This is a genomic window from Desulforhopalus singaporensis, from assembly GCF_900104445.1.
Lineage (GTDB): Bacteria > Desulfobacterota > Desulfobulbia > Desulfobulbales > Desulfocapsaceae > Desulforhopalus_A > Desulforhopalus_A singaporensis.
The window spans coordinates 177,405-195,526 of the sequence record NZ_FNJI01000008.1; the positions used below are offsets into that span (position 1 = coordinate 177,405).

An 18,122-nucleotide genomic window follows, 5' to 3' on the forward strand; every position below is an offset into this window, starting at 1 on the left:
ATTACACAACGTGCATGATAACAAAATCAGCATGTGAGGATCACCGTTCCTTATTACCGGCTCTGTCCATCATCTTCTTGGTTTTTCGCGTGGCCTGTGCCGTAGCCGGATCTTTGGGCCAGAAATGTTTCGGGTATCTGCCCTTGAGTTCCTTGACCACCTCGGGGTAGCTCCGCTGCCAGAAACCGGCAAGGTCGCTGGTTACCTGGATCGGCCGGTTTGCAGGCGAGAGCAGGTGAAGAACCAGGGCTATATCACCGCCACCCACGGTGGGGGTGCTCGTCGCACTGAACATCTCCTGAATACGAACGGAGAGCACCGGTGGATCCTGGAGATAGTCGATGGATATTCTGGAACCGCTTGGCACCACAACTGAGCCCGGCAGAAGAGTCTCCAGGTTCTGCTGCTGCTGCCAGCTCAGCTGTGCCTTGAGGATCGAGAAAAGATCAAGGCTCTTGAGCTGCGAAATTTTCCTGATCCCGGCAAGATAATAAGAGAGCCAGTCAAAGTCTGCAGACAGGGCGGTGTCGTCGACCCTGGGCCAGTTTTCCCCGGGCAGGAGGTGGCGGGCAAGGGTGATCCTGGCCTGGAGCTGACGACTTTTATTGTTCCAGGGAAGACAGCCGACTCCGAGCTCGGCCAATCCCTCCAGCAGACAGTTTTGCAGCTGCTGGGGGTCGATCTGTTCAAGAGGTTGGCGGGCAAGGGTGATCTCTCCCAGCATGGTGGTGGACGTCGCGACAACATCCTGCTTCTGCCTGTCCCAGCAGGTAAGGTCTTCTCTTGTTATCAGGCCGTCGTGATGCAGCAGCTGATCCCTGGTGACGGCCAGGCCAAGATGTATGCGGCCCTCTCCTTTTACCGAGCTGAGTTGCAGTGCCACCAGGTACGGCACCTGGCAGAGCGGGTCGTCAACCGCAACAGAGCCGCCATGGCCAGAGGAAAGCAGGAATTTTCCCATGTTGCTGCCTCTATTTGCCGCGATTCTGTCACCAAATCCGGGAATCAGAAGATCGGCAAGCTCGTTAAGATCATATTTTCCCCGTGACCATTTCAGCATCCTGAGGAACTGGGCGGAGCTTTTGGCAACCCGCCTGCAACCCGACAGGGAGCCGCCGGATCGGGTTATGTACAAGGAGTTTTGGTCGCGCCATTTCTCAAGCAGGAAAAGTCTTTCAAGAATGTCCGAAGAGGGTGCCTGTCCTCTTTTGAAAATATCATTTTCCGATAAAAGAGCGCAGACATCTGAGCCCAGACCGGCAATATTCATCTGCTTTGCCCGCAACAGGATATTGCCGAGCCTGGGGTGTACCGGAAGGGAGCAGAGGGTTTTCCCGGTCGCGGTTATCCTGCCTTTTTCGTCTATCGCCCCAAGGGTGCGCAGCATCTTTACCGCCGAATCGTACTGGCTTTTTCGCGGCGGATCAAGCCACTTGAGGGTTGTTGGATCGCCGCTGCCCCACCGGAACAGTTCCAGGGCGAGGCTGGCAAGGTCTGCGGTGATAATCTCGGGGGGATGAAAGGCGGGAAGACTATGGTGTTCGTTTTCCGTCCATAGCCGCATACAGCGGCCCGGACCGAGACGGCCGGCACGTCCTTTTCTCTGGTCTGCCGCAGCCTTTGATACCCTCACCGTCTGGAGGCTGTTGAGCCCTGTGCGGGGGTCGAAGCCCGGCAGCCGTGACCAGCCGGAGTCGATAACGGTCTCGACGTTTTCAATGGTAAGACTTGTCTCGGCGATGGAAGTTGCAAGGATGATTTTACGTTTGCCATCGGGGTCGGGGTTTACCGCATAATCCTGCTCTTTTCTTCCGAGGCCGCTCATCAGGGGGGCAATCGAAATGGAGCTGAAAAGAGGATCGTCAAGAAGTCTTCTCTCAACAGCGCGAATCTCGTAATTGCCCGGCAGAAACGTGAGGATATCGCCGCCGGTTGTCTGTACCGCCCTTAAAAGGTTATGGCAGACCGAGTCGATCATGGAACAGGCTGCCGGACGGGCAAGATATGTTACTTCCACCGGGAAGGATTGTCCCTTGGCCGAAATTACCGGAACTCCACCCATAAGCGACGCCACCGGCTCAGCGTCCAGGGTGGCCGACATCACCAGCAGCCTGAGGTCTTCTCTGACCTCGCAGATTTCAAGACAGAGGGCCAGGGCAAGATCGCCGTGGATAGACCGTTCGTGGAACTCGTCGAAGATGATCAGGCCGACATCCTCGAGCAGCGGATCGTGCTGGAGCCGGCGGGTAAGGATTCCTTCGGTAACAAGCTCTATCCGGGTAGTGCTGCTGACTTTACGCTCGAACCTGATATGATAGCCGACGCTCTGGCCGACCTGTTCCCCTAAAAGCGAACTCATCCGATCGGCGGCCATTCTCGCCGCCAACCGCCTGGGTTCCAGAAGAAGAATTTTTTTGCGGTCAAGCCACCCCTCACCGGCAAGGGCCAGGGGTACTACGGTGGTCTTGCCGGAGCCGGGCGGAGCCGAAAGCACCGCTGAGCAAGAACCCAGTATCTCTTTTAGCCGGGGCAGGACGGTGTTGACCGGAAGATCAGGCAGCTTGAGTTCACCCACGGCTACCGCCACCCGGTTTAATGCATGATGATTCCGGCATACCCCACAACCTGGTCTGTATCACCGCTTACGGCGCCCGAGTCGGTGTATTCCACCAGGGTGGCCCTGTCCGTGCCGAGAATGCGTGTCGCCACCATGGTTATCACCACCGGTATTACCCCGCACATGGAGATACTGTTGGCAAATACGGTGCGATAGAGTTCTTCGCTGTCAAGTGCCATGATGGCATCGAGGGCTTTTTGATCTTTTTTCCGGCTGACACTTCGTGATTCGTAGTGGTTCATGTCGGAAGATGCGACGATTAACACTTTTTTGCCATATTCGGTGATGGCACGGGCGATCGCTTCACCCACCTCGGTGCACTGCTGGTAAGAGAGCCTTGAGACCACCATGGCGCTGAAGGTGAGGTTCTTCTGTAATGCCTGGAGAAACGGCAGCTGCACCTCCAGGGAGTGTTCGTCGCGGTGAGCCAGCTCGTCTGTCTGTATCAGGTCGCAGTGGGAGTTCAGCGCTGCAGTCAGTCCGGAGGCGTTGGGCACGATACCTGTCACCATGTTCCAGTCTTCACCGGACAGGGCGACGGCTGCACCTCGTCCGTGGTGGTTCGGACCGATGACGAGCACGGTCTCGGGAATATCGATCATGCTCAGTGTTTTTGCCGCCACCCCGCCTGAGAATACATACCCGGCATGGGGGGAAACCACCCCCCGGGCGGCTGTTTTTTCCTGCTTTTCAGTTGGAAAGAGGTCCTGCAGGGTTTGCGAAAGGGCTTGGGGCGAACCGGGATAAAACCGACCCGCAACGATTGGTTGTCTCATGGTGTCCCCCGTGAAATGTTGTTTGCATGTGATGGATCTGCGTTGATTGCCAACCTGCTCTTTCTCTATTTTATCTCAAGTTGTCCGTACAACCCAAGTCGTTCCGTCGGGGCCGTCTTTGAGTTCTATATTCTTTGCCAGAAGCTCGTCCCTGATCTCGTCGCTTCTCGCCCAGTTTTTTTCCTTGCGGCACTGGATTCTTTCGTTAATAAGCGATTCGATGGTCTCTACGTCGATATCGCAGGCGGCAACCATTTCCTGTTTCCTCTTTGCCAGGAAAGTTTTCGCATCTTCTGTGAGCAGTCCCATGATCCCGGCCAGGTTCCTGAGGGTGGCAACACTCTTTTTAAGAGTTGCTATATCAGATGACGACGGACTAACGCCAAGCTGCCTTCTGATGCGGTTCAAGGTTTTAACGGTGTCGAAGAAGACGCCCTGAGCCTGGGCGGTATTGAAGTCGTTGTCCATGGCCTGCTGGAAACGGCTTTCAAGCTGCCCCAGCTTGGCACCATCCTTGTCCGTCAGGATGGAAGGGGAATGGTCCGTGGTGTCCTGTTCATTGAGTTCATCGATGGCCGCGACACATTCGTAGAGTCTCTCAAGGCCGCTGGTCGCATCCTGCATTGCCGATTCACTGAAATCCAGAGGGTTTCGGTAGTGGGTGGAAAAAATAAAAAACCTCAGGATCTCCGGGTGATAGTTGTTGAGGATGTCGCGAATGGTGAGGAAGTTGCCCAGCGATTTCGACATCTTCTCATCGCGTATGGTGACGAAGCCGTGGTGAATCCACATGTTGACGAATTTTTTGCCGTTTGCGCCTTCGCTCTGGGCGATTTCGTTTTCATGGTGCGGGAAAATGAGATCCTGGCCGCCGCCATGAATATCGAAGGTTTCCCCAAGATATTTTTTACTCATCGCCGAACATTCGATATGCCATCCCGGTCTGCCGGGTCCCCAGGGGCTGTCCCATTTGGGTTCGCCCGGCTTGGAGCTTTTCCACAGCACAAAATCCATCGGGTGTCTTTTCTGTTCGTTAACGGCGATGCGGGCTCCCGCTTTCATGTCTTCGATATTCCTGCCTGACAGCTTGCCGTACTCGGGGAAGCTGTCGACAACATAATAGACGTCTCCCCCTGAGGGGTAGGCTTTATCCTGCCGGACGAGTTCTTCAATAAGGGCGATCATCTCAGGGATGTGTTCGGTTGCCTTGGGCTCGATATCGGGTCGGTCCACTCCCAGCGCGTCCATGTCGGTATAGAACTCTTCGATGAACCTGTTCGCCAACTCTTCGGCACTGGTTCCCTGTTCATTTGCCCTGGCGATGATCTTGTCGTCTATGTCAGTGAAGTTGCGGACGAACGTAACCTTCAGGCCGCGATAGCGCAGGTACCTCACTACCATGTCAAAGGCGAGGGAAGATCTGGCGTGGCCTATGTGGCAGTAATCGTAAGAGGTGATGCCGCATACATAAAGTTTTACATGGCCCTCTTCGATGGGTTGGAGAAGTTCTTTTTTTCCTGATAGAGTGTTGTGGATTCGAATATTCATTTTCATCTGAACTGGTTATGGACAGTTCGGGTCTGATGTATTATGTACAGCGCCTGCAGGCACTTTGCTATATTTATTGCCCTGTTGCGGTTACAGTTGCCGCCCAGGTGGAATACCATAATCTTATTGTAAGGAAAAGACAACAATGAGCCGGATCATAAAAGAAAAACGCAGCTGGGGGCAGACAATGAAGGCTTGGCTGCAGCCAAAGGCCGTGGCGCTGCTGTTTCTCGGCTTCGCCGCGGGGATACCCCTGCTGTTGATTTTCTCCACACTCTCTGTCTGGCTCACGGAAGCAGGGGTTGAACGGTCGGCGGTGACGTTTTTCAGCTGGGCTGCCCTGGGATATTCCTTTAAATTTCTGTGGGCTCCGCTGGTCGACCTGCTGCCTCTTCCTGTTCTTACCAGGCTGCTGGGCAGGAGAAGGTCATGGATGCTGCTCTCCCAGATGTCGATTATTGGTGCGATCTTGTGGATGAGTTCGATAAACCCCGTCTCAGGGGAAGAGTTTCTCACAGTGATGGCGCTGGCTGCGGTGATGCTCGGCTTTTCTTCGGCGACGCAGGATATTGTAATCGACGCTTACCGGATTGAATGCGCCGAGGAGTCGATGCAGGCGCTGCTCGCCTCGATGTATATTGTCGGATACCGCTCCGGAATGCTGGTTGCCGGTGCAGGCTCCCTGTTTCTTGCTGATTATCTGGGTACGACTAGCGAAATGTACAGCTATGGTGCGTGGAGCAGGACCTATATGGCGATGGCAGCGATCATGACCGTAGGGGTGGCAACGACCCTTGTTATCGCCGAACCCGGTGAAAACAGGAAGGTCTCCTCCTACAGTTATTCGGCGGACCAGTATTTCAGGCTCTTTATACTGTTTCTCTTCTGTATGACAACTTTTGGCCTGACTTTTTTTAACTCTTCAGCACTCTTTGACTGGATTGGCGTCAGCGGTGGCCAGGCGTCGTTTTTTGATAGTGTGCTGGGGTCTTTTCTCAGGGAGCTGATCAGGTTCTCGCTTGCAGCGGCGTGCAGCTGCTGTGCCGGGCTTGGGATGGTGCGGTGCAAGCTGGTCGATATGGAAATGGCCAGCCGCAGCTATGTTGATCCTATCCGCGAATTTTTTCAAAGGTACGGTGCCAGGACGGCGCTGCTCATCCTGATGCTGGTCGGGTTTTACCGGTTGTCCGATATCGTTTTCGGGGTTGTTTCAAATATCTTCTATATCGATCTGGGATTTTCCAAAAACGTTATCGGCGGGGTGACCAAAACCTTCGGCTTCGCCATGACCCTTGTCGGCTGTTTTCTTGGAGGAACCCTGAGCGCGAGGTACGGGGTGCACCTGATCCTCTTTCTTGGTGCGGTGCTTTCGGCGGCGACCAACCTTCTGTTCATGGCCCTTGCCGGGATGGGCAGTGATGTAATGATGCTGGCGGCGGTGATCGGCGCCGACAATATCTCGGCAGGAATCGCCACAACCGCGTTTGTCGCCTACCTGTCAAGCCTTACCAATATCTCCTTTACCGCCACACAATATGCCATCTTCAGCTCCCTGATGACCCTGTTGCCAAAACTTTTCGGCGGCTATTCGGGGGTTATGGTGTCCGGCCTTGGCTACAGCGGATTCTTCCTGCTCACCGCCGTTCTGGGGATCCCGGTGATGTTTCTGGTGTGGCTGGTACACAAAAGGGTTGCGTGAACCCTGGATATATGGGCCAACGCCATTCGGCGTCCGGTGCAGCAGGAGGCTTTGCACGGAAATGACCAGCGGCCATCGGCTGTTTATGCGGTTACGGCCACAGAAAGGGAGTCTTGCCCTTTTTCTTCCTGATCCAGTCCATGCTCTTCTGGACCTTGTCGCTGCCTATAATGGCGCCTATAAGGCGCTGTTTTCCCGGAAAAGAGAGGACGGTGAGCGCTATCAGGATGGTCAGGATGCCCTGGCCGGGAAGAAAAAGCATCGCTATGCCGGCAACAAGAAGTACGATTCCCACCAGGTTTTTCAGCACGAACAGCATCAGGAAAAGACCGTTTCCGGCTTTTGGCCGACGAGACTTTGAAAAATCAAGGAAGTAGGTGCTTGGCAGTCTTGCCACCATCCACGGTATCAAAAGAAGACTGAGGACAAAGGTTGCCGCGGAGACCAGGGCAAGCCAGCCGAAAAAAGAGCCTGTCTGCACGGTTTCAAGCTCCTGGGGCGTGATCCCCATGGTGGCGAGCAGTTCGGACCAATTAGCTGGCAGATCTGTTGCCGCTGAGAAAAAGGAAAACATGCTGCTTATCATCACTTACCGCATCTGACTTAAATAGTGCAGAACCAATATTTACGGTTCATTCACCGTTCCACCGCTCGCAGGGTAATCGATACCCCCGGTGGTCCGGCGTCATTTTCTGTTACCGGTTGTTTCGGAAGCTCCACCTGTATACGCTTGAATTCAAGGGACGACAGGGGAGCAAAATACTCACTTACTACTGTAACCCGTTTTGTAGCCATGTCCAGCAACATCGAATTGGCCACGTTGATTTTCCGCTCTTTTTCCGGGGTGAAGCCGGAAAGGATTTTTTGCGGAATATCTTTTTCGACTATATCCCCGGTTTCGGCAGTTTCGCTCTGTTTTGACCCAAGGCCGGATTCAAAGAGCTCTTTTTCCTGCAAATACTTTTTCAGATGTATTTCGTTGGCCTCCCTGACCCTTTGGCTTTCTCTTCGCTGCAGTTTTCTCTCTATGGCCGGACGGTCCGCCTGACTGGGGATCCCCCTCAGGGTTAAACCGACAAATGGATGCTTTTTCAGCAGCTCCGTGTAGCGCCCAAGCAACTTCACATCATCCTTGGTGAGGGTGAATTCCCCCGGTTCAAACAGTATAGTGCCGGCGTCGAGCAGTTCGCTGAACTCGTCTCCGGCGAGAAGCACGGGGGAAAGTTCCGCCTTGATGAGCAGAGTCTGGACCGCGGCATATATCTCTTCAAAAAGAACCGTGTTCCTGTCTTTGTCCGAGCCCGAAAAGCTGAAAGGCACGGTGAATTTGTTGTCTAGATCGGACAGCAGCGCAAGGGCAAGGCCGGAACTGGTGGCGGCCGATTGCGGATAGAGGTCGGTAAAGGTTATTTCGCCGGAGCCGCTGATTTCATCCCGGTCGACTTCGGTGGAGCACTCCAGGGAGAGCCGCCCGGAAGATGTATCGATTCCCGCCGCTCCCTGCAGCTGCCGGTGAAATGATGCCATAGGGTAATCGTTTATCTTGAAGCTGTAGGACGTTTTGGCAGCTGGAGCAAAAAGCGAACTCGTGCCGGACATCGCAAAAGACGATTGATCAAGTAGGCCGGTAAAGGAAAACGAGCTGCTTTTCTCTCCGCCTGCCGAAGCGGGGGTTACAACCGTTCCCTCAAGGCGGGACAGGGTTTCACTCCACACCGGGGTCATCCGTGAATCCTCAATTTTGAGGGTGCTCCCTTTTACGTCGATTTTTTCAACAGCAACAGCTGCCGGCAAACCTTGTTTTTTGTCCCTGGATGTCATCATTGTCATTTCCCGGATGGCGCTGGCGGCTGTTGTTATGGGGTCGCCACTGGTTTTTCTCATTTTCCAGGAGTAGTCAATACCGTTTGCCAGGATATGATCCATCGACAGATTTGCAGGGGAATCTGTGTAGCTCAATCCGTTTATAGTCAGCTCGTTCCAGTGGATCGGGTTGTTTTTCGCGAGCTCGTACCACCCCTTATGAAGGGTGATATCACCTGAAAAAGAGCCGCCGGGAAGTGTCAGGGATCCTTTACCGCTGAAGTTTGTGTAGAGTTTGTCAAAAAAAGCGGATTGCGAGAAAAGCGCGAGAGTGGAGCGGCCCTGGAGTTTTTTGAATTCGGTGTCAAGTTTTGCCGAAAACGGGTTAAGGGAAAAGGTACCTTTTGCCTCATATTTGCCTATGGCTCCCAGGGTTCCTGATATAATAATATTTTCCCGGTTTTTTTCCGGGTTGGCAACCTCTGTTGTCTCAAGGGAGAAATCTGAGAAGATGACCTCGCTGTCAGGCTGTGCCGGCGGGTGGAGAATCAGGTCGCCGGTGTAGTTGATGCTGCTGTATTTCAGCTCTTTGCCGGCAAGATTTTTTAATACCCCGGGACGGGTGCCTATGGTGTAGTTGGTGGTGCTGTTTTTTGCGACAACCTTGCCCAGGTAGAGTTCCCGGTCCTCCATCCGGATCGGGCCCGCAGTTATGAGCGGCGCCGTCAGTAGATTCTTTTTCCCGTCTTTGACGATAAAATCGGTAATTGAAAGGTAGCCGTCAGCCAGTTGGTGGTTGAAGGTACCTTGTTTCTTGTCTCTTTTAATCTCAAGGTTGCCGGTAAGGTTTGCCAGTCCCTTGAACTCCCTGCCTGTGGTGCTGAGCAGTGTATGGAAAAGCACGCCGCCCGGAATGTTGAGGAGCTTGAGTTTGCCTCTGACTGTTTGTTCCGGATCTATTGTTCCTGCATAGGCGAGGATTGATCCGTCTTCACCATGCTCGCCGGTAATGCGGAAATCGGCCTGGCCGGCAGTGGCGGTTTTCGGGTTTTCACAGTAGAAGAAGTTTTTCACCTGGAACTGCAGGTTCAACCAGGTATCGGCTGCAGTTTTTTCCCTGGCTCCATCGATAAATTCCAGGGTGCCGTCAAACAGGTTGACGCTTTCGAGGCGCAGGGAAAAGGGATTTGCCTCCACGTTGACATCGATTTTTTCCCCTTCTGATTTGTCCTTATGGGGAAACAGGGCGTCGAGGTATGTAAGATATGAGCTGTCCCTGGAGGTTATCTTCGGGCTCTGGTAGATGAGCTTGTGCAGGGTAAGCGCATTGGTGGTGGGGTTGAAGGTGCCGTTGACGGTCATGGAAGGAACGGCCAACTTTATGGTTTCTTCCTTGTTTTGCGCCTTTACCCCGGTGAGCTTCAGGTCAAGCTTGAGCGAGAGTTTGTTCGATTTTTCTTCCTTTGGATCAAAATAGAGATCTATCTTGCCGTCGGCAAAACCGCCGCTTATTTCAAGCGGCAGGTCGATTGGAAGATAGGATACGTAGCTGCTCAGGTCGAGTTTTTTAATATCGCTTGAAAGCTGGGTCGGCTGATTGCCTCCCTCGCCGTATCCGGCCAGGGCGTGTCCGGTGAGCTCCACCGGACTTCCGTTAATGGTGGCAGAAAAATATGGTCTTATATATTTTTTCGCCTGAAAGGGGATGTTGGAAAAGGTCGGCAGCTTCAGCTCGATATTTTCAACCAGATGTTTTTTTCCTGCCGGTATGTCGGTAAATTGCGCCTTACCGCCGGTAATAGCGATATTGTTGAGGGAGAAATAGAAGGGCAGTTCGGAAAAGCCCATCATGTCTCCGGACTCTTTGTCGCTTCGCTCCGGGATGGTACGAAAAATATTCTCTATATTGTAGGTCCTGTTCAAATTTCTCGTAATGTTTACCACGGGGGCGTCTATGGTCACGCTGGAACAGATCATGTCCCTGCGCAGCAGCGGCAGCGGCTTGAGCTTTAAATCCAGCGAGCCGATCGAGACGACAGGCTCAGCGTAGTTGCGGTGAATCGATACCGGACCTGTTAAGAACCTGAAAGTGAACGGATTGAAGTGTATCTCCGAGAGGGTGAGGGTGTAGCCGGTCCTCTCCTTGAATTTTTCCGGGAAAATATGCGTAAAATAGTACGCCACTCCGGTAAATCCGATAAGGCTGTAAAGCAGTACCAGTGAAAGCGGAATCAGCCCCCAGAGAAAATGTTTTTTTTTCAGCTGCAGCACAGGGGACAACCGGCGAGGTGAAACTCTTTTTCTTGCCTTCCGGCGGGGCTTGTCCACCTCAGGCTTGGGGCCGGCATCTTCATGCGGCTTGGCCACGCTGGGGTCCTTGGGCTTTGGTGATACAGCCCCTTCCGGTTGAATCGGGATTTGTCCGAAACGATCTGGCATATCTATAGATCAGTCTGAAAATGACAATGGGATACGACAACAAAATCAACAAGTGTAACACCATCACTGTGGGCATATTTTTAGCCCATCGAATCCGATATGTAAATTGAAGATATTAAACATAAAAGAAAAAACTCCGTAATATGCAAAAATAATATATATTCCAGTGTAATAACTGTTCAATCTCTGGTAAGCTGTGCTATAGTTTTGGAGGTTGGCAGGTTCTCAGTTCGATTCCACTGATTGCAAATATTTAGAACTTTTACATTAATCAACGGTTCATGTTAGAAAATTTCAGCTATTTTCGCTGGCAGGATCTTGTTGATATCCTGGTGGTGGCTTTTGTCATTTATCAGCTGATATCCATCATAAAAGGGACCCGGTCGGTACAGATGGTTGTCGGTATCGGTATCCTGACCGTAGTCTATTTCATGGCTACCGTGCTCGATTTGTCGTCTTTGAAGTGGATTTTCCAGACTTTTCTCAGCTCCATCCTGATCATCGTTATCATTGTATTTCAGCAGGATATCAGAAGGGCGCTTACCAGGGTGGGAAAGTCCCCTTTTCACCAGGGGCATGATATCCTGGAAAAGGATCTGGAGGAAATTATCCGGACCCTTTTCTATCTGGCAAAAAGGCGCATAGGTGCGCTGGTTGTCCTGGAAAGGGACACCGGACTCGGCGATTTTATCGAGTCGGGGTTCAAGCTTGACGCAAATCTCACCAAGGAGTTGCTGATCTCCGTTTTTATGCCGGTCTCCCCGCTCCATGACGGGGCGGTGATCGTCAGTGAAGGGAAAATAAGCCATGCCGGCTGTATTCTGCCTCTCACGCAGAATCCGTATATTAACAAAAAATATGGAACCAGGCACCGGGCGGCGATCGGACTGAGCGAAGAGACCGATGCCGTGGTCCTGGTCGTTTCAGAAGAAACCCAGGAAATATCCATAGTCAGGCACGGGGCGCTCACCACCGTGGAGGATGAAATAAGTCTTACCAACAACCTGAGGGCAATTTTTATCGGTCAGAACAACCGCGCATCAAACTGGAGAAACTGGATCAGCAAGTAATGAAAGATAAACTCAGTTCTATTTTTGACATTAAGGTATTAGCTACCCTCTTCTCCAGGGACTGGCTGCTCAGGTTCATCTCTCTTTTCCTTGCCGTGGTTCTCTGGTATTTTGTCGGCGGCGAGGACCGGGTTGATAAAACCGTCATGGTTCCGTTGGAGATAATAAACCTGCCCCGGGACCTGGTGATATCCAACCAGTTCAAGAAAGAGATGGAGGTCACGGTCAGCGGGCCGAGAACCCAGATCATGGAGATGGCGGAAAAAGGCGTGACCAGGCAGGTGGACCTCTCCTCAGCCTCCCCCGGTTCCATGGTTATCGAGACCAGAAACGAACAGGTCCCGGTCCCCCGCGGGGTTACGGTGCAGCGGGTTCAACCCTCTTCCATCATCCTGTCCCTTGACAAGCTGATCCAGAAACATTTTCCGGTCAGCGCCAGGACGGTAGGCAAGGTGGCAAACGGTTACTTTATCAAATCGCTGACAACGGATCCCGCCGAAATAACAATTACCGGCCCCCAGACCATTCTTTCGCAGGTGGACGAATTGTACACCAAGGCGATCAACCTGACCGGGGTCAAGCAGTCTGGCCAACTGCAGGTGCCGCTTGAGCTTGATGCTGCGATCGTGGAGCTGATCGGTGAGACTTCGGTTACGGCAGAACTACATATCGCCTTGGAAACCCAGACGATTGTGTACGATGACTTGAAGGTTCATGTGACAATAGACGGGGCGCCGGTGGTGGTCGATCCGCCAACCGTACAGGTAACTGCAAGGGTGCCGGACCTGCTGCTCAAGAAAACAACCGACCCCAACGATTTTATCAGTGTCACCGCTGAAAGACAAACCGGGTACGATGGGTTGAGAGTCGTTGTTTCCGCCAAATCCAGTGCTGGCTTTCCGGTTGAAGTTGTCGAGGTAAATCCGCAGACGGTTTTTCTCGCCAATGAAAAATCCGGATCGCGGCCAAAAGGGGAGAGTGGTCACGTACAGTTTTCCGCTTCCGGGAAAGCGGATGTTGAAATGGTAAAGCTTGTCAAACAGATACGCGAAGAGAGCAACAGCGCAGGTTCTGGCGGTGTGATTGTTATAAAAAGAGATCGGGTAAAAAAATATATCGAGCAATGAGAAAGTTATTTGGTACAGACGGGATTCGGGGTGTTGCCAACAGCTATCCCATGACCATAGAGATCGCCATGCAGGTGGGAAGGGCGATCGCGTTCATCGTAAAAGACAAACCCAAAGGCCACAGAATCGTCATAGGAAAGGATACCAGGCAGTCCTGCTATATGTTTGAAAACGCCCTCGCAGCAGGTATCTGCTCCATGGGGGTCGACGTTCTGCTGCTGGGGCCCATGCCTACCCCGGGGATTGCATTTATCACCACCTCAATGCGTGCCGACGCAGGGGTGGTGATCTCCGCGTCCCACAACCCGTTCCAGGATAACGGAATCAAGATATTTTCAAATGACGGCTTCAAGCTTCCCGACCAGGTGGAAGCGGATATCGAAGACCTGATCTTTTCCCAGAAAATGGCCGCCCTACGTCCGGTTGCCGATGAAGTGGGCAAGATGGCAAGGATCGTCGATGCCAGGGGGCGCTATATTGTCTTCTTGAAAAATACATTTCCCAAAAAATTCACTCTCGATGACTTCCATATCGTCCTCGACTGCGCCAATGGCGCCACATACGGGGTCGCACCGCATGTGTTCAGCGAACTGGGCGCAAAGGTCACGACCCTGGGTGTTGCGCCCGACGGGAAGAACATAAACCATGAGTGCGGTGCGCTCTATCCTGAAAAGATGGCCGCGAAGGTGAGAGAGACGGGGGCGGATATAGGGCTTGCGCTCGATGGCGACGGCGATAGGCTGATCGTCTGCGACGAGAAGGGGGAGATTGTCGACGGCGACCATATAATGGCGATCTGCGCCAAGGAGCTGCTTAAAAGAAGAAAGTTGAAGAAAAAGACCCTGGTGTCCACCGTGATGTCCAACATGGGGCTTGAACTGGCAATGGAACGGATGGGCGGCAAGATGGTCCGCACCGCTGTAGGCGACAGATACGTTGTCGAATGCATGCGCAAAAAAGGCTACTCTTTTGGCGGCGAACAGTCGGGACACCTCATTTTTCTCGACCATATTACCACCGGCGACGGTATTCTGGCAGGGCTTCAGTTGCTCTCGGTAATGAAAAAGAGCAGAAAACCGCTTTCCGAGATAGCTGCTGTCATGGAGAGTTTCCCCCAGGTGCTGAAAAACGTAAAAACATCGTCAAAGATAGCTGTTGATTCAATCCCCGGTTTCTCTGAAGCGGTAACAACGTTTGAAAACCAGCTTGGAAGCAACGGCCGTATCCTGGTACGCCCGTCGGGAACCGAACCGGTAATCAGGGTTATGGTTGAAGGCCGGGATGAAAAAGAGATCAATACCATAGCCGATGAACTTTGCGGACTGGTGATGCAGGTTGAGAATAACTAACAAGAAATAAAGCAACCCAACAGATATTATCAGGAGAAAAAATGGCCGCCGACAACAGCGTTGAGGTGACAATCCTACTACCGGCGTATAATGAAGAACTTGCAATCGGCGAGACTATCAGAAAGATACATGGACTTTATCCCGATTTTGAAATCCTGGTAATCGACGACGGGTCAACGGACAACACAATGCAGGCGGCAATGGACGCCGGAGCAAATGTCTGGCCGCATCCGTATAATATCGGTAACGGTGCAGCCATCAAGACCGGACTGAGAATGGCCCGCGGCGAGTATATAATAATGATGGATGCCGACGGCCAGCACAAACCCGAAGATATAGCAAAACTCCTTGAATACAAAGACCGCTACGATATGGTAGTAGGGGCCAGGAACAATAAATCAGACACAAGTCTTCACCGGGATCTGGCGAATAAAATTTACAACTGGTTTGCTTCTTATGTAACAAAATTCCAGGTGGAAGACCTTACCTCAGGGTTTCGCTTGATAAAAAAAAATGTTGTTAAGCAGTTTATCTATCTGCTGCCAAATACATTTTCCTATCCTTCTACACTTACCATGGCCTATCTCAGAAGCGGCTATACAGTCAAGTATGTGCCGATTGAAACACTTGCCAGAAAAGGAAAAAGCAAGATTAAGCTTGTGCATGATGGGATTCGCTTTCTACTGATAATATCCAAAGTTGCTACACTTTTTTCGCCGTTGAGAGTGTTCCTTCCAGTGAGTTTCAGCCTGTTTGTAATAGGACTGTTCTACTATTTCTACACGTTCATGGTTTCGAGCCGTTTTACCAACATGTCGGCACTTCTTTTCTCAAGTTCGCTCATAATAGGCATGATGGGGCTTGTTTCCGAGCAGATATCACAGATGCGTTATGAACGAAGTGAGTAGTCACAAGCATGATTAGGAAACAAAAGCCTAAACTTCTGGTCGTAACATCGACCTTTCCACGATGGAAGGAGGATACCGACCCTCCTTTTGTTTACGAACTGTCAAGAAGGTTAACCAAAAAGTTTGATGTTATCGTACACACACCTCATTATCCGGGTGCCCTTAGAAAGGAAAATCTGGAGAACATAAGTGTTTACCGATTTCGTTACTTTTGGACCAGATATGAAAAATTAGCTGGTTCCACGGGAATTCTTCCCACATTAAAAAGTAACAGACTCTATTATGGTTTGGTTCCGTTTTTTCTTTTTGCTCAATTCTTCTCATTGTTGAAGCTGGTAATTAAAAACAAACCAGATGTGATTCATGCGCACTGGATAATTCCTCAAGGATTTGTTGCTGTTTTAGTTAAGCTTATAACAGGTGTTCCGGTTGTTGCTACAGCGCACGGAGCAGATATCTTTGGCTTAAGTGGGGCTGGTTTTAACTTGGTCAAACGTTTTACTTTAAAAAAAATTAATACTGGGACCGTGGTTAGTCAGGCACTTGTCGATGCCGTTTCTGAATCTATATGTATTGATAAAAAATTAGATATCATTCCAATGGGGGTAGATAGCCAAGTTTTTACATCCGAGAGAAAAGATCTTTCTCTCTTAAAACGTTACAATATAAATGGTCCTGTATTACTTTTTGTCGGAAGATTAACTGAGAAAAAAGGAGTTAAACACCTGATTGATGCTATGCCCGATGTCCTTAAATATGAACCAGACGCAAGATTACTGATCGTCGGTAGTGGGGAATTGGAGAATAAATTACGAAGACAAACAGAATCTATAGGCCTGAAGGATAAAATTCATTTTGTCGGAGCCGTTTCTAATGGAGAAATAGCCAAATATTATGCCACCGCAGATATTTTTATCGGACCATCTATCAAAGATAAAAATGGAGACACCGAAGGATTTGGCCTTACCTTTGTTGAAGCGGCGATGTCTGGATGTCTTGTTATCGCATCAGATATTGGAGGAGTAGGGGATATTGTCATCGACAATGAAACTGGGTTTTTGGTTGTGGCAGGAAATTCAAAAAAATTATCCGAAAAGATTATCTTTGTATTGAAAAACAACAATAATTTTCAGGAAATTGCAAAAAAAGCAAGAGAATTCTGTGTTGAAAATTACGAGTGGAAAGTTATTGTAACTAAATATGACAAGATTTTTTTAAAAAATATTAAATGCTTCATGCATTGCAATAAAAAACGTGGTTTTTTTAACTAAAAATGGATAAACACAAACCATATGTAAATTTTGATAGTAACTCTAGAAGATTGAAAGGAAAAAAAATTGAATCTCTTCTCAACCTTCAACCATCATTAAAAAAAAAGAAAATATTAGAGATTGGAACTGGTTCTGGAGGAATTGCAAATTATTTTTCTACACATCAATTGATGAATTTCGATGTTACTGCTGTAGATGTTGTAGATCAATGTGATTTTAAAAATAATTTTAAATTCCAAAAAGTAACAGGAACAAAATTGCCATTTGAAGATGAATTTTTTGACATTGTAATATCAAATCATGTTATTGAACATGTTGGCGATTTAAAGAATCAACAGCATCACTTAGAAGAGATTAATAGAGTATTGAGAAAAGAGGGAAGTGGTTATTTAGCAACTCCCAATCGGTGGATGTTGGTTGAACCGCATTATAACATTATTTTTTTGAGTTGGTTGCCTCATAACTTGAGGAACAATTATCTGAACCTTGTCAAGAGGATAGAAAATTATGATTGTAATCCATTGTCACTCGGTGAGTTGGAAAAAATGTTAATAAAATCAGGGTTGATATTTGAAAATATCTGCACTTCTGCTTTCCGAGAGACTGTTGAGATAGAAAATAAAAAATGTTTGCTAATAGCGATTGCAAATAAATTCCCTGCAAAAATATTAGATTTTTTGTCATTCATCAGCCCTACGTTAGTATATAAAGTTAAGTCAAGTAAGTAGCAATATTTTTGCTAATTCTATGTACAGACTTTCTGTTTTGATAATTTTTTGTTTCTTAAAGATGTACCTTTCATATAATAAATAGCAGAGTATAGCTTTACTAGTAATCGTAGAACGCCATATGGCAACAGATTATTTTTTATGATAAATTCTACTGCATCTAATAATTTTGATAAAATAGGAAATAAAAAGAGAAGTAGTAAGTGCATACCTCTTTTTGTGTCAGCTATTCCCGATGTAAATATAAGTCATTGAAATTGCGCCATTCAGCAAAATCATCTTTCGTAAACATTTAATATGAAGTATGAACTTAATCTATTGAAATAATGTGAAAAATATTTTTTAGCATGACACTTTTTTCTTGACAAACCTACAAAGAAGTGTCGCGCGTTTTCTATGTGATATCAAGCCCATACATAGGAGACGCGATGAAAGTATCAGCATACCAAACGAGCAAAGCTTTAACCCCGACAGTAGCATCTGGCAGAAAAGTGAGAAAACACCTCAGCGCAGATTCTCTTCTTGCAGTGATTCGGCGGGATTTCCAGAACATCCCGGACAACCGTGGTGCGAACACAAAAATCAGCATTGTTGATGCAGTGATGTCTGCCTTTGCCATGTTCCACCTCAAGGACCCATCGCTTCTGGCTTTTGACAAAAGGCGTAGAGAGGAAGAGCATAATCTGCATTCAGTCTACCATCTGGACAACATTCCCTGCGACAGCCAGATGCGCACAATTCTGGACCAATTGCCGCTTTCTTCCTTGAGAGCCCCGTATCTCTCAGT

General features: G+C 49.6%; 12 protein-coding genes and 1 pseudogene. 8 read left to right on the plus strand and 5 right to left on the minus strand.

Annotation, left to right across the window (positions count from 1 at the left end; all coding sequences use genetic code 11):
* Positions 1-40: 40 nt before the first annotated feature.
* The 3 genes from hrpB to cysS form a co-directional block, all read right to left on the minus strand.
* Complete coding sequence (gene hrpB, locus BLQ17_RS07695; RefSeq protein WP_176761131.1) at positions 41-2,575, minus strand: ATP-dependent helicase HrpB; 2,535 nt, start codon at positions 2,573-2,575, stop codon at positions 41-43.
* Positions 2,576-2,592: 17 nt separating this feature from the next.
* Positions 2,593-3,393: an AmmeMemoRadiSam system protein B gene (amrB, locus tag BLQ17_RS07700; protein WP_092221502.1), complete on the minus strand. Its 801-nt coding sequence runs from the start codon at positions 3,391-3,393 to the stop codon at positions 2,593-2,595.
* A 75-nt stretch (positions 3,394-3,468) separates the two neighbouring features.
* Positions 3,469-4,941, minus strand: a complete 1,473-nt coding sequence (gene cysS / locus BLQ17_RS07705; protein ID WP_092221546.1) for a cysteine--tRNA ligase — start codon at positions 4,939-4,941, stop codon at positions 3,469-3,471.
* Between the two features lie 145 nt (positions 4,942-5,086).
* Between cysS and BLQ17_RS07710 the strand changes: the two genes are divergently transcribed.
* Entirely contained in the window at positions 5,087-6,640 is a 1,554-nt protein-coding gene (locus BLQ17_RS07710; RefSeq protein WP_092221504.1) for an AmpG family muropeptide MFS transporter, read from the plus strand.
* A gap of 91 nt (positions 6,641-6,731) precedes the next feature.
* On the opposite strand, the gene BLQ17_RS07715 is transcribed toward BLQ17_RS07710, so the two are convergent.
* Positions 6,732-7,214, minus strand: coding sequence for a PGPGW domain-containing protein (locus BLQ17_RS07715; RefSeq protein WP_176761132.1), 483 nt, complete (start codon positions 7,212-7,214; stop codon positions 6,732-6,734).
* 62 nt (positions 7,215-7,276) lie between these two features.
* Positions 7,277-10,810 carry a DUF748 domain-containing protein gene (locus BLQ17_RS07720; protein ID WP_176761133.1) on the minus strand — a complete coding sequence of 1,178 codons (3,534 nt, stop codon included), beginning with the start codon at positions 10,808-10,810 and terminating at the stop codon, positions 7,277-7,279.
* 353 nt (positions 10,811-11,163) lie between these two features.
* On the opposite strand from BLQ17_RS07720, the gene cdaA reads away from it, so the two are divergent.
* From cdaA to BLQ17_RS07755, 7 genes and pseudogenes are all read left to right on the plus strand, one after another.
* Complete coding sequence (gene cdaA / locus BLQ17_RS07725) at positions 11,164-11,952, plus strand: diadenylate cyclase CdaA (protein WP_092221510.1); 789 nt, start codon at positions 11,164-11,166, stop codon at positions 11,950-11,952.
* The gene (locus BLQ17_RS07730; protein WP_092221512.1) at positions 11,952-13,079 is read left to right on the plus strand and encodes a CdaR family protein; all 1,128 of its coding nucleotides are present in this window, start codon (positions 11,952-11,954) and stop codon (positions 13,077-13,079) included. The genes cdaA and BLQ17_RS07730 overlap by 1 nt, the downstream gene beginning before the upstream one ends.
* Positions 13,076-14,428 (plus strand): phosphoglucosamine mutase, encoded by a 1,353-nt coding sequence (glmM, locus tag BLQ17_RS07735; RefSeq protein WP_092221514.1) that lies wholly within the window; start codon positions 13,076-13,078, stop codon positions 14,426-14,428. Before BLQ17_RS07730 ends, glmM begins: the two co-directional genes overlap by 4 nt.
* Positions 14,429-14,469: 41 nt before the next feature.
* Complete coding sequence (locus BLQ17_RS07740) at positions 14,470-15,336, plus strand: glycosyltransferase family 2 protein (protein ID WP_092221516.1); 867 nt, start codon at positions 14,470-14,472, stop codon at positions 15,334-15,336.
* Between the two features lie 8 nt (positions 15,337-15,344).
* A complete protein-coding gene (locus BLQ17_RS07745; RefSeq protein ID WP_092221518.1) occupies positions 15,345-16,607 on the plus strand; it encodes a glycosyltransferase in 1,263 nt (420 codons plus the stop codon).
* 2 nt (positions 16,608-16,609) lie between these two features.
* Positions 16,610-17,335: a class I SAM-dependent methyltransferase gene (locus BLQ17_RS07750; protein WP_092221520.1), complete on the plus strand. Its 726-nt coding sequence runs from the start codon at positions 16,610-16,612 to the stop codon at positions 17,333-17,335.
* 428 nt (positions 17,336-17,763) lie between these two features.
* Positions 17,764-18,122: pseudogene (locus BLQ17_RS07755) on the plus strand (hypothetical protein); the annotation flags it as partial.

Excerpts from the sequence above, each read along its gene's own strand:
- amrB (WP_092221502.1), bottom strand. The coding sequence starts at position 3,393 with ATGAGACAACCAATCGTTGCGGGTCGGTTTTATCCCGGTTCGCCCCAA.
- cysS (WP_092221546.1), bottom strand. The coding sequence starts at position 4,941 with ATGAATATTCGAATCCACAACACTCTATCAGGAAAAAAAGAACTTCTC.
- BLQ17_RS07710 (WP_092221504.1), top strand. The coding sequence starts at position 5,087 with ATGAGCCGGATCATAAAAGAAAAACGCAGCTGGGGGCAGACAATGAAG.
- BLQ17_RS07715 (WP_176761132.1), bottom strand. The coding sequence starts at position 7,214 with ATGTTTTCCTTTTTCTCAGCGGCAACAGATCTGCCAGCTAATTGGTCC.
- cdaA (WP_092221510.1), top strand. The coding sequence starts at position 11,164 with ATGTTAGAAAATTTCAGCTATTTTCGCTGGCAGGATCTTGTTGATATC.
- BLQ17_RS07730 (WP_092221512.1), top strand. The coding sequence starts at position 11,952 with ATGAAAGATAAACTCAGTTCTATTTTTGACATTAAGGTATTAGCTACC.
- glmM (WP_092221514.1), top strand. The coding sequence starts at position 13,076 with ATGAGAAAGTTATTTGGTACAGACGGGATTCGGGGTGTTGCCAACAGC.
- BLQ17_RS07740 (WP_092221516.1), top strand. The coding sequence starts at position 14,470 with ATGGCCGCCGACAACAGCGTTGAGGTGACAATCCTACTACCGGCGTAT.
- BLQ17_RS07745 (WP_092221518.1), top strand. The coding sequence starts at position 15,345 with ATGATTAGGAAACAAAAGCCTAAACTTCTGGTCGTAACATCGACCTTT.
- BLQ17_RS07750 (WP_092221520.1), top strand. The coding sequence starts at position 16,610 with ATGGATAAACACAAACCATATGTAAATTTTGATAGTAACTCTAGAAGA.